Below are 12,179 nucleotides of genomic sequence, written 5' to 3'. Positions count from 1 at the left end.
CGATCAGAAGGACGGCAATACCGGCCTGACTGCAAGTGCATCCCTAACGATCTTCTCGACCGCGTTGCGGCGCTCGCCCGAAAGCGGCTGGCGCGGCATGCGTACGCGGTCATTTGTGCCGATGGCGTGAACCTCGGCAAGCTTGATGTTCTGGACCAGATAGCTCGAGACGTCGAGGTCTAGCAGCGGGCGGAACCAGCGATAGATGGCGAGTGCCTCTTCCCGGCGACCCTGCTTCATGAGCTGGTAGATCGCCACCGTCTCGCGCGGAAAGGCCGTGACAAGACCGGCAACCCAACCAATGGCGCCAACGCTGAGCGCCTCGAAGGCCAGATTGTCGACGCCGGTGAAAAGATCAAAACGGTCGCCGAAGCGGTTGATGATCTCGGTCGAGCGGCGGATGTCGTCTGACGATTCCTTGACCGCCACGAACAGCGGATCGGATGCCAGTTCCTCCATCACCTCGACGGTGACATCGACGCGGTAGGCGACGCGGTTGGAATAGATCATCACCGGCAAGCCGCCGCCTGCGGCCATCGCCTTCAGCGTGGCGACCGTCTCCTGCGGGTTGGTGTGATAGATCGGGCTCGGCACGATCATCAGGCCGTCAGCACCTGCAGCCGCCGCCTGCTTGGCAATCGCAGCACCCTCACGCGTTCCCGCCTCATTGATGGTCAGAAGCACCGGCTTGCCATTGGCCACGCCCTGCGCCGTCTTCAGCACCGAAAGCTTTTCCTCGACCGACAGCATCGGCCCCTCGCCCAGCGAACCGGCGACGATGATGCCGTCGCAACCCGCCTCCATCTGCAGCGTAAAGCAGCGCTCCATCTCGGCATGGTCGAGGCGGTCGTCCTCGGTGAATTTGGTCGTTACTGCGGGAAAGACTCCGGTCCACATATCGGTCGCTCCATCTGATATACCACAGATATATCTGTAAAGAATTCCTTCTGTCAATTGGCTTTACAGCCTGATATATCAAAAAATATATCAACCGGAATGAGCAGCCTTGAATACCGTCGACAGCAAGCCGGAACGCGTGGACATCGCCGAATCCGCCAGCGCGAAAGCCTATCGCGTGCTCGAAAAAATGATCGTCACGCTCGAACTGGCGCCCGGCAGCGTCACCACCGAGAAGGCGCTGATCGAAAAATTGTCGCTCGGGCGCACCCCCGTTCGCGAGGCGATCCAGCGCCTGGCATGGGAAGGGCTGGTCTCGGTGCGTCCGCGCGCCGGCCTCGAGATCGCACCGCTGCATGCCGGCGACTGGCTGCGCGTCCTCGATGCACGCCGTGGCGTGGAGGTGATTCTGGCCCGTTCGGCCGCGCGCTTCGCCACCGCTGAAATGTCCAGCCGTTTCCAGGAGACGGCGATGGCCATGCACGATGCCGTGCTGACCAACGACGTCGCCGGCTATCTCGAGGCCGACAAGTCGCTCGACGAGGCCATGGCGCTCGCCGCCGACAACCGTTTCGCCGCCCAGCTCGTCGCCCCGCTACAGACGCATAGCCGCCGCTTCTGGTTTCGCTTCCAGAGCGGAACGGGCCTCGCCGAGGCCGCCGGCAACCACGTCTCACTCATCCGCGCCATCCTCGAACGCGACGAGGAAGCCGCCGGCATCGAAGCCGACCGACTGATGGCGCTCCTGCGCTTGCACGCGCAGGCCGCTGCGATGCGGTGATTCCCACGCCGAAGCAGCGGTTCCTCGCCCCCGCTCTTGCGTGGGAGAGGTGGTTTGCGAAGCAAACCGGAGAGGGGGAGGATGAAGCGCGGTAGGCTGGCGGAGGGGCGTCGATCATATCGGTATTGCCGAGATCAACGAGACCCCCTCTCCGTCTTGGGCTTCGCCCGAGCCACCTCTCCCCCACTTCGTAGGGGCGAGGAATCGCTAATCGCCAACCCCGCGCCCCCCACAAACAAACAAAAAGAGCGCGGACGATGCCGCGCTCTTTGAAATCAATTCATCGCAGGCCCGGAGGCTGCTTGATAACTCGCCCTGCCGAGTCATATGGGGTGGTTTTCGAGAACCGGAGCGGAGCGTACATTTAAGTACGTGAGCACCGGAAGCGCAGAAAACCGCGTCAGATGGCCAGCAGGGTAGAGTTAGCGGGCGGTCTCTAGTTCATCGTCGGAATGACGAACTCGGCTCCATCCTTGACACCCGACGGCCAGCGCGAGGTTACCGTCTTGGTCTTGGTGTAGAAGCGGAAGGCGTCCGCGCCGTGCTGGTTGAGGTCACCGAAGGACGAAGCCTTCCAGCCGCCGAAGGTGTAGTAGGCGATCGGCACCGGGATCGGCACGTTCACGCCGACCATGCCGACCTGAACGCGGGATGCAAAATCGCGTGCCGCATCGCCGTCGCGGGTGAAGATGGCAACGCCGTTGCCCATTTCATGATCGTTGGCGAGCTTGATGGCGTTTTCGTAGGTCGGCGCGCGGACGACCGAAAGCACCGGCCCGAAGATTTCTTCCTTGTAGATGCGCATGTCGGCGGTAACATTGTCGAACAGGCAGCCGCCCATATAGTAGCCGTTCTCATAGCCCTGCATCTTGAAGCCGCGGCCGTCGACGACGAGCTTGGCGCCTTCTTTCACGCCGATGTCGACGTAATCCTTGATGCGCTCCAGCGCCTGGGCGGTCACGACAGGACCGAAATCGGCCGAGGAGTCGGTCGAGGGGCCGACCTTCAGGCTTTCGACGCGGGGGACCAGCTTTTCCATCAGGCGGTTGGCGGTGTCCTCACCGACCGGAACGGCAACCGAGATGGCCATGCAACGCTCGCCGGCCGAGCCGTAGCCGGCGCCGATGAGGGCGTCGACGGTCTGGTCCATGTCGGCGTCGGGCATGATGATCATGTGGTTTTTGGCGCCGCCGAAGCACTGCACGCGCTTGCCGTTGGCGCAGCCGCGCGAATAGATGTACTGCGCGATCGGCGTCGAGCCGACGAAGCCGATGGCCTTGATATCGGGATCGTCGAGAATTGCGTCGACCACCGTCTTGTCGCCATTCACGACATTGAGCACGCCTGCCGGCAGGCCGGCCTCGAGGAACAGTTCGGCGATGCGCAGCGGCACGCCCGGATCGCGCTCGGATGGCTTGAGGATGAAGGCGTTGCCACAGGCGAGTGCCGGGGCGATCTTCCACAGCGGGATCATGGCCGGGAAGTTGAAAGGGGTTATGCCGGCAACGACGCCGAGCGGCTGGCGCATCGAATAAACATCGATGCCGGTGCCGGCATTGTCGGTGAATTCGCCCTTCATCATATGCGGCGCGCCGATGCAGACCTCGACCACTTCGAGGCCACGCTGGATGTCGCCCTTGGCGTCGGCAATGGTCTTGCCATGCTCGCGGGCCAGAAGTTCGGCCAGTGAATCATATTCGCGGTTGGCCAGTTCGAGGAATTTCATCAGCACGCGCGCGCGGCGCTGCGGGTTGGTCGCGGCCCAGCCGACCTGAGCGGCCTTGGCGTTCTCGACGGCTGCGCGCAGTTCGGCAGCCGATGCCAGCGCCACCGTACCGCGCACCGTGCCATCCATCGGCTGCATCACGTCCTGCTTGCGTCCGCTGGTGCCGGCGACATGCTTGCCGCCGATGAAATGACCGTAATCGACCATGATTTCTCTCCCTGGGGATTGTTGATTAAGGCCATTGTCCTGCTTTGCGGACCACATTGCAACGCGAGCAGAAAACCAACCGTTGTGCAGAAAGTAGAGTACAGCGCGCTGCGGAATATGATTTAATGCAAATAAGAGGACGCTGGCACTTCCTTCTCCCCGTTCACGGGGAGAAGGTGGCCTCCCCGGGTCTTGCCTTTGGCAAGCCCAAGGACAGGCTAAGGGTCGGATGAGGGGCAGCGCCTGTGCTGGCAGGGTTCGCTCCGCCCCTCATCTGCCTGCCGGCATCTTCTCCCCGTATAGAGACGGGGAGAAGAAGGCTTGCCGCAATGGAGGCTCGATGAACTGGGACGATGTAAGAATATTCCTCGCGGTCGCGCGCGCCGGCCAGATCCTGGGTGCGGCACGCCGTCTGGAACTCAACCACGCCACCGTATCGCGCCGCGTTGCAGCCCTTGAGGAAGCGCTGAACACAAAGCTGTTCCGCCGCCTCACCACCGGCAGCGAACTGACGCCTGCCGGCGAGCGCTTTCTGGAAGTCGCAGAGCGCATGGAAGCCGACATGATCTCGGCGCGGGCCGAGATTGCCGGCGAAGGCGACGCGGTTTCGGGCACAGTGCGCATCGGCGCGCCGGACGGTATCGGCGTTGCCTTCCTCGCATCGCGTCTTGGAAAACTCACCGCGATGCACCGCGACCTGAAGATCCAGCTCGTGCCGGTGCCGCGCTCCTTCTCGCTGTCGCGGCGCGAGGCCGACATCGCCATCACCGTCGAGCGGCCGAGCGAAGGCCGCCTCGTCGCCGGCAAGCTGGTCGACTATACGCTCGGCCTCTTCGCCTCGCGCGCCTATGCCGAGGAAAACGGCCTGCCGCAGACGGTGGCCGAACTCGCCAATCATCGCCTCGTCGGCTATGTGCCGGACCTCGTCGTCAGCCCCTCGCTGGACTATGCCGCCGAATTCAGCCCGGACTGGAACGCCGGCTTTTCCATCTCGTCGAGCCTCGGCCAGACCGAAGCGGTGCGGGCAGGCGCCGGCATCGGCATGCTGCACACATTCATCGCCCGCTCGCTACCCGAACTCGTGCCGGTGCCGGCGGCAAAACCGATCCGCCGCGCCTATTGGCTCGTCTACCACGAATCCGTGCGCCCGCTGCGCCGCATCCAGACTGTCGCCGGCTACATCACCAAGGCGGTGGAAGCGGAGCGCGCGCTGTTCGTGTAATGCACCGGGGGCACCGGGGACAGTTTAGCCGTAGCGGCTGAGGTTGAGTGCGCCCGTATCGATCTCCGGCTTCGTCCCGGAGACGATATCCGCAAGCACACGGCCCGAGCCGCAGGACATGGTCCAACCCAGCGTGCCGTGGCCGGTGTTGAGGAAGAGATTGTCATAGCGCGTCTTGCCGATGATCGGCGGGCCGTCCGGCGTCATCGGGCGCAGGCCGCACCAGAAGCTCGCTTCCTTCACCGCGCCGCCATTCGGGAACAGGTCGGAGACCGAATGTTCCAGCGTGTCGCGCCGCGCCTGGTGCAGGCTGAGGTCGTAGCCCGAGATTTCCGCGGTGCCGCCGACGCGGATGCGGTCGCCGAGACGCGTGATCGCGACCTTGTAGGTTTCGTCCATGACCGTCGAGACCGGAGCGCCGTCAGCATTGGTGATCGGCACGGTGATGGAATAGCCCTTTACGGGATAAACCGGCACGGAAAGCCCTAGCGGCTTCAAAATGATCGGCGAATAGCTGCCAAGCGCCACGACATAGGCGTCGGCGGTCAGCACCCCGGCGCTGGTGGCGACGCCGGTGATCCGCCCGCCTTCGGTGATGATCTTCTCGATCTTCGTGTTGAAACGGAAGCTCACGCCGCGCCCGGCGCAATGCGCGGCCAGACGCTCGGTGAACATCTGGCAGTCACCCGTCTCGTCGCCCGGCAGCCGCAGGCCACCGACGAATTTTCCTTTCACGGCGGCCAGCGCCGGCTCAGCGCCGATGCAGCCGGCAGGGTCCAGCACCTCGAACGGCACGCCGAACTGCTTCAGCACCTCGACGTCGCCGCCAATGCCGTCGAGCTGCTTCTGCGTGCGGAAAAGCTGCAGCGTGCCCTGGCTGCGCTCGTCATAGGCGATGCCGGTCGAGGCGCGCAACGCCATCAGCATGTCGCGGCTGTATTCGGCAATCGGCACCATGCGCGCCTTGTTGACGGCGTAGCGCGCCGAGGTGCAGTTGCCGAGCATCTTCAACAGCCACGACCACATCGCCGGATCGAATTTCGGGCGAACGACCAGCGGGCCATGGCGCATCAGCAGCCATTTGATCGCCTTCATCGGAATGCCGGGCCCGGCCCAGGGCGAGGAGTAGCCGGGCGACACTTCGCCGGCATTGGCGAAGCTGGTTTCCAGCGCCGGGCCGCTCTGGCGGTCCACCACCTCGACCTCATGGCCGGCTTCCGCCAGATAATGCGCGCTGGTGATACCCACCACGCCGCTTCCCAGAACAAGAACCTTCATTGCAGAACCCCTTGAAAATTGCCTGCGGCGGGAGAGCCCCCTCAGCCGCCTTCGTAAATCCGATGAAAACGATGGCCGAGCCCGGTCAGCACCTCGTAGCCGATGGTGCCGGCATGACCGGCAACGTCGTCCACCGTCTGGTGGCTGCCGATCATCTCGACCAGATCGCCGGCCTTCAGCGCGCCTTCGGGCAGCGCCGAGATGTCGATGATGATGCTGTCCATCGAGACGCGGCCGACGAAGGGCAGCCTGACGCCGTTGAAGAAAGCACCGGCAGCCGCACGGCGATGCCAGCCATCGGCGTAGCCCAGCGAGATGGTAGCCACCCGCAGCGGTCCAGTGGTGCGAAAAGTGTGGCCGTAACCGACGCCGATATCCGTCTCCAGCGTGCGCGTCTGGATGACTTTTGCCGAAAGCCGGATGACCTCGCGCATCGGGTTCGGCTTGCCCGGGGTCGGATTGATGCCGTAGAGCGCCGCACCCGGCCGGGCGAGATCGTAATGATAATCCGGCCCGAGAAATATGCCTGACGAATTGGTGAGCGACGCGGGTGCCGCCGGCAGCAGAGAGCGCAGGAGATCAAAAGCCTTCTTCTGCGCGGCATTGGCCGGATGCTCCGGCTCGTCGGCGCAGGCGAGATGGCTCATCACCAGCCTGACCTCGACGCCGTCGAGCAGGCCGGGATTGCGCGCCAGCGTCTCGACCTCTCCAGGCATCATGCCGAGCCGCGACATGCCGCTGTCGACCTGAAGCGCCATGGGCAGCTTTTTGCCGAGCGCCTTTGCAGCGGTAGCCCAGGCAGCAAGCTGCTCGAGGCTGTTGGCGATCGTGATCAGATCAGCGGCGGCAGCTTCGGCTTCCGCACCGGGCGGCGTGCCGTTCAGGATGTAGATTTTGGGGCCGTCACCGAGCATGGCGCGCAGGGCCAGCCCCTCGCCGAGATGCGCAACGAAGAACGTGTCGCAGCCCTCAGCAAGCAGCGCCTTCGCCACTTCGGCAGCACCCAGCCCATAGGCGTCGGCCTTGACCACGCCGGCGCAGCGCGTGGCTCCGAGATGGCTCTTCAGCAGCCGGTAGTTTTCGCGCAACGCCGAGAGGTCGATCGTCAGCACCGCACCCGCCTCCGCGAGGCTCGGCTGCGATGTTTCGCATATTCTTGCGTTGTCCCGGTCCATTCCGCTCGAAATCCTCAGATTTCAGCGCGCAATCATCAATTTTAGATGATTGCTTGCGCAACATTCAAAAATTACGCAGAATCCTTTCAATAAGTCCGACATTCTTCGAGGATCGTGCGTAAACCTCCCATAATGCAAACAAGGTTGCACTGCAACATCAGCTTGCAGCGAAAGCGCAGCTTACGTTGGATCAGGCGACGGCGAAACGCCGCGCGCGCGGGGAATTTATCAGAGGTGTCGGCGGAGGCCTCAGCCCGCGCCTATCACGGCGCCAGATGGCGGAAGGCCGCGACGACCTCCTCATAGAGCTTGCGCTTGAACGGCACGATCAGCTCGGGCAGGTCGGTCATCGGCTTCCACGCCCAGTCGTCGAACTCCGGCTCGTGGCCGCCGGGCGGCGGGTTGATGGCGATTTCGCTCTCATTGCCTTCGAAGCGGAAGGCGAACCATTTCTGCGTCTGGCCGCGATATTTGCCCTTGAAGGCGATGCCGAGCTTGTCGGCGGGCAGGTCGTAATTGATCCAACGCGGCGCTTCGGCCAGCAGCGAGACGCTGCGCATACCGGTTTCCTCATAGAGCTCGCGCAGGGCCGCCGGCAGCGGGTCTTCGCCCTTGTCGATGCCGCCCTGCGGCATCTGCCAGAGCTTGTCGGTGCCGGCCATCTCGCTGTCCGGCTCGGCGATGCGATGCCCGGACCAGACCAGCCCGTCGCCATTCAGCACCATGATGCCGACGCAAGGGCGATAGGGCAGCGATTCCGGGTCGATCTTCTTGTGCTTTGCCATGATGTCCTTCAGCCGCGTTCCGGGTCGGTGGCGAGTGCCGAGATCGGCACGATCTCGATGCCGCGCCGCTTTGCTTCCTCGACCCAGGAGGACACGGCATCGACAGTCATGTCAAAGGCCGATCCCGTGCCGACGGCAAAGCCCTTGGCGCGCGCCGTGCTTTCGAGCTGGTCGAGTTTCTTCAGGATTTCGCCACGGTCGCGCACCGCATCGATCGTGGCATCGGCAACGGCAACCGGCACGCGGTTCTTCAGCGCCAGTTCCGGCGCCACGCTGCGCGCAGTCGAGCCATCGTCGAGATAGAGCAGGCCGCGCTTGCCGAGTTCGGCCATGATCGGCCCCATCGCCGCAGCATCGGCGGCAAACCGCGCGCCCATATAATTCATCACGCCGGTGTAGTTGGTCGTCCGCGACAGCGTCCAGCGCAGGTTCTTCAAATTCTCGGCAGCCGGTGCCGCCACCGTCAGCGTGTTGCGGCCGGGATTTACGTTCGGGTAGTCGAACGGCTCCAGCGCCACCTGCATGACGATCTCGTGGCCCTCGCGGCGGCCTTCCTGCATCCAGCGGCCGATGCTGTTGCCCCCCGGCGCGAAGGCCAGCGTCACTTCCGGCGGCAGCTTGGCGATGGCTTCCTGCGTGCCCGTCTGCGACAGGCCGAGACCGCCGATGACGATCGCCACACGCGCGCCGCGCGCGCCGGACCACGGTCGCGCATAGACATCGAACGGCCGCCGGCCGTCAGCGGCGCGGATCGGCAAAAGCCCCGTCTCGCTCTGCTCGATCAGCGCCTTGTCGGGCAGATGCGCGACGCGCAGGTTCTGGCCCAGAGCCGACGGATCGCGGATGACGACAACGCCGTTCGAAGCCCCTTCCGGCGGTTCGACATGGATGATCGATGGGCCATCGGCGGGCTGGGCAGCCGTGTTGGCGGAGGACACCGAAGCAGGCCCGGCGGCAGCCTCCGTTTTTGCAGGCTCGGTCACCTGCGGCGTCGAAACGGCAACCAGCGACGGATTGCGGAACGGCCGTTCCCGAAAGGCGATCAAACTGGAGCCGGCAACGATCACGATTGCCGCCAGCGCCAGGGCGGCTGGACCGGCGCGCAACGAAAAGCCGCGCGATGACCGGCGCGTAGCCGCGGCAGCCTGACCTAGCGGGCGATCGATTTCCTTATCGGACAAGCCGTATTCCTTAGAGAATCGGACCGGACAACGGATATCCGTTGTCGCAGAATCCGGCGTTCAACTAAAGAGCGTGCGGCTTGAGAAAACCCGATTTTCGATTGGTTCGGAGTGATATCGGCGAGAAGCTGCGCCGTAAAAAAATCCGCCGGAAAATTTCCGGCGGATTTGCATTTCAAACACTGGGGCAGATCGCGTCTGCCCGGCAGCGCTTACTGGTTGTTCATGACAGCCTTTTCAGGGCTCGGCGGGAAAGCCGGGTCGGTCTTGTTGCCACGGAGCAGGTCCAGCGCATAGTTGAGCTGGATGTCGTCCTTGGCTTCCGGCGGCACATAGGCCGACGAACCGGAACCCTGGTCGCTCTCTTCCACGCCCTTGATATGGCCCTTCAAGTCGGATTCGCCACGCGTCAGGTCGCGTCCCTTCAGGTCGTCCGGCAGCGGCTGGTCGACCTTGATGTCAGGCGTGATGCCCTTGCCCTGGATCGATTTGCCCGACGGCGTGTAATAGAGCGCCGTCGTCAGCCGCAGTGCGCCGTTCTCGGCGAGCGGGATGATGGTCTGCACCGAACCCTTGCCGAAGGACTGCGTGCCGACCACGGTGGCGCGGCGATGATCCTGCAGCGCACCGGCGACGATTTCCGAGGCACTGGCCGAACCGCCATTGACGAGCACGATCAGCGGCTTGCCATCGATCAGGTCGCCCGGACGGGCGTCGAAGCGGGTGATGTCCTTCGGATCGCGGCCACGGGTCGAGACGATCTCGCCCTTGTCCAGGAAGGTGTCGGACACGCTCACCGCCTGGTCGAGCAGGCCGCCCGGGTTCAGGCGCAGGTCGAGCACATAGCCCTTGAGCTTGTCGTTCGGCACCTGCTTCTTGATCGTGTCGATCGCGTTTTGCAGGTCGTCGAAGGTCTTTTCGGTGAAGGAGGTGATCTTCATGTAGCCGACGTCGTTCTCGACGCGGTACTTCACCGCCTTGACCTTGATGATGTCGCGCGTGACCGACAGCTCGATCGGCTTGTCGGCGCCTTCGCGCAGGATCGTCAGCTTGATCGGCGTGCCGACCGGCCCGCGCATCTTCTCGACCGCGTCGTTGAGCGTCAGGCCGCGCACTTCCTCGCCATCGATCTTGGCAATGAAATCGCCGGCAAGCACGCCGGCCTTGGCGGCGGGCGTGTCGTCGATCGGGGTGATGACCTTGACCAAGTCGTTTTCCATGGTGACTTCGATGCCAAGGCCGCCGAACTCGCCCTTGGTCTGGACGCGCATATCCTTGGCTGCTTCAGCGTTCATGTAGGACGAATGCGGATCGAGCGAGGTCAGCATGCCGTTGACGGCGCTTTCGACCAGCGACTTCTCATCCGGCGGTGTCACATACTGCGCCCGCACGCGCTCGAAAATGTCGCCGAAGATCGCCAGCTGGCGATAGGTCTCGGACCCTGCCGCATTGGCTGTCGAGCCCGGCGCCCCATAGACGAGCGTCATTGCCGATGCGCCCATGAGCGCACCTGCAAACAGAAGCGACAATTTACGTATCATTTCCTGTCCTTCCAGAAAGACGCTCCGCCCACCATGGGGTCGGATCGACCGGTTTTCCATCCTTGCGGAACTCGACATAGAGTTCCGGACCAATATTTCCATTGGGTGATGCCGCGGTGCTTGCCACCCTGGCCTCTCCCATCGCGCCAATCGGTTCGCCTGCAAGGACGGACTGACCCAGCGAGACACTGATTCTGCTCATGCCCGCCAGAACGACATGATAACCGTCGCCCGCGTTCAGGATCAAGAGTTGTCCATAAGAACGGAAGGGCCCCGCATACAATACGCTTCCATCGGCCGGCGCGGTGACGATGGCTCCCGATTGTGTCGCAACCATGTCGCCATGCATCACGCCGCCGTTATCGTCCTTGGCGCCGAATCGCTTCTTGACGCGGCCCGTGACTGGCAGCGAAACCTGCCCGCGCAGGGCCGAAAAAGGCGCAGTTGCGGTCAGGCGGTTAGCCTCGGGCGGCGCGGTGCGCTCGGCCTCGCTGGCAAGGCGTTGTTCTTCCGCCTTTTTTTCTGCTTCCGCCTGCTTGCGGCTGTCGTCAGCCTGCTTTTCCAGCGAAGCGATAAGCCCCTGCAGGCTGCCCGCCTTCGCAGCGAGCTTTTCCGAATTGCTCTGCTCGTCCTTCAGGGCCGTCTCGGTCTCGCCCTGCAGGCGCTGCTTCTGTTCGAGCAGCAGGCTGAGACGCTTCTTCTCGGTCAATTGATCGGCGACCGACGCCACCAGCCGCTGGCGCTCGGCATCGATGGAAGCGGTGACGCGCGACATTTCCTTCATGTCGGCAAGGAGAATTTCGGTCTCCGAGCGCAGTTCGGGCACCACGGCACCGAGCAGAATGGCGCTGCGGACGGAAGACAGCGCATCCTCCGGTTTCACCAGGATCGCCGGCGGCGGGTTCAGCCCCATGCGCTCCAGCGCGCCCAGAACCTCGGCGAGAACGCCGCGCCGCGCCGCCAGAGACTGGCGGATGCCGTCTTCCTGATCCTTCAGGCCTTCAAGCCGGCCGGTGATGTCGTCGATATCCTCGCTGAGTTTCTTTTCGGTCTTGGCCGACTGGATAAGGGCTGCGGTGATCGTCGCATGGTCCTTGCGGACCTTGGCGATGTCGGCGGAAAGCTGCTCCAGCCTGGCGGCCGAAAGCGTCATATCCTGCGAGACTTTTTCGTATTCGGCCTGACGCGCGGCCTGATCGGCAACGATCGCGTCTGCGTCCTGGCCCTGGGCGGCGGTCACGGCAAGCACGATCGCAGCCACGGCGAAGACGCCGCGGCGCAACCGCCCAAGCCCTGATCTCGCAACCATCGTTCCAGTCATTCCCGACGCGCTGTGTGTTCCACCCGACCTTAGCGATCTCTTCGTTAACGAACCATCAACCATGT

The 12,179-nt window shown here is 63.7% G+C and carries 10 protein-coding genes; 2 read left to right on the top strand and 8 right to left on the bottom strand.

Features of this window, described 5'->3' with window-relative positions:
• Window positions 1-3 precede the first annotated feature (3 nt).
• Window positions 4-897, bottom strand: a complete 894-nt coding sequence (locus tag WBQ96_RS10330) for a dihydrodipicolinate synthase family protein (RefSeq protein ID WP_336550119.1) — start codon at window positions 895-897, stop codon at window positions 4-6.
• Window positions 898-1,006: 109 nt separating this feature from the next.
• Here WBQ96_RS10330 and WBQ96_RS10325 point away from each other — a divergent pair, with 109 nt between their 5' ends.
• Window positions 1,007-1,678: a GntR family transcriptional regulator gene (locus WBQ96_RS10325; protein ID WP_165118248.1), complete on the top strand. Its 672-nt coding sequence runs from the start codon at window positions 1,007-1,009 to the stop codon at window positions 1,676-1,678.
• A 436-nt stretch (window positions 1,679-2,114) separates the two neighbouring features.
• Here WBQ96_RS10325 and WBQ96_RS10320 read toward each other — a convergent pair whose 3' ends face one another.
• Window positions 2,115-3,611 (bottom strand): CoA-acylating methylmalonate-semialdehyde dehydrogenase, encoded by a 1,497-nt coding sequence (locus tag WBQ96_RS10320; protein ID WP_336550124.1) that lies wholly within the window; start codon window positions 3,609-3,611, stop codon window positions 2,115-2,117.
• Between the two features lie 340 nt (window positions 3,612-3,951).
• Here WBQ96_RS10320 and WBQ96_RS10315 point away from each other — a divergent pair, with 340 nt between their 5' ends.
• Window positions 3,952-4,833, top strand: a complete 882-nt coding sequence (locus WBQ96_RS10315; RefSeq protein WP_336550126.1) for a LysR family transcriptional regulator — start codon at window positions 3,952-3,954, stop codon at window positions 4,831-4,833.
• A 24-nt stretch (window positions 4,834-4,857) separates the two neighbouring features.
• On the opposite strand, the gene WBQ96_RS10310 is transcribed toward WBQ96_RS10315, so the two are convergent.
• From WBQ96_RS10310 to WBQ96_RS10285, 6 genes are all read right to left on the bottom strand, one after another.
• Window positions 4,858-6,111, bottom strand: a complete 1,254-nt coding sequence (locus tag WBQ96_RS10310) for a D-amino acid dehydrogenase (RefSeq protein WP_336550128.1) — start codon at window positions 6,109-6,111, stop codon at window positions 4,858-4,860.
• A 41-nt stretch (window positions 6,112-6,152) separates the two neighbouring features.
• Window positions 6,153-7,286: an alanine racemase gene (gene alr, locus WBQ96_RS10305; RefSeq protein ID WP_336550129.1), complete on the bottom strand. Its 1,134-nt coding sequence runs from the start codon at window positions 7,284-7,286 to the stop codon at window positions 6,153-6,155.
• A gap of 263 nt (window positions 7,287-7,549) precedes the next feature.
• A complete protein-coding gene (locus WBQ96_RS10300) occupies window positions 7,550-8,071 on the bottom strand; it encodes an RNA pyrophosphohydrolase (RefSeq protein ID WP_336550130.1) in 522 nt (173 codons plus the stop codon).
• A gap of 8 nt (window positions 8,072-8,079) precedes the next feature.
• Window positions 8,080-9,252: a divergent polysaccharide deacetylase family protein gene (locus WBQ96_RS10295; protein WP_336550131.1), complete on the bottom strand. Its 1,173-nt coding sequence runs from the start codon at window positions 9,250-9,252 to the stop codon at window positions 8,080-8,082.
• Window positions 9,253-9,464: 212 nt separating this feature from the next.
• Window positions 9,465-10,793, bottom strand: a complete 1,329-nt coding sequence (locus WBQ96_RS10290) for a S41 family peptidase (RefSeq protein ID WP_165118234.1) — start codon at window positions 10,791-10,793, stop codon at window positions 9,465-9,467.
• The gene (locus WBQ96_RS10285) at window positions 10,783-12,102 is read right to left on the bottom strand and encodes a murein hydrolase activator EnvC family protein (RefSeq protein WP_336550132.1); all 1,320 of its coding nucleotides are present in this window, start codon (window positions 12,100-12,102) and stop codon (window positions 10,783-10,785) included. The genes WBQ96_RS10290 and WBQ96_RS10285 overlap by 11 nt, the downstream gene beginning before the upstream one ends.
• Window positions 12,103-12,179 lie beyond the last annotated feature (77 nt).

The organism is Mesorhizobium sp. CCNWLY176 (assembly GCF_037153935.1).
GTDB classification, from domain to species: domain Bacteria; phylum Pseudomonadota; class Alphaproteobacteria; order Rhizobiales; family Rhizobiaceae; genus Mesorhizobium_M; species Mesorhizobium_M zhangyense.
The sequence above is the reverse complement of the archived record's forward strand: the minus strand, read 5'-3'. Positions and strand labels throughout refer to the sequence as shown.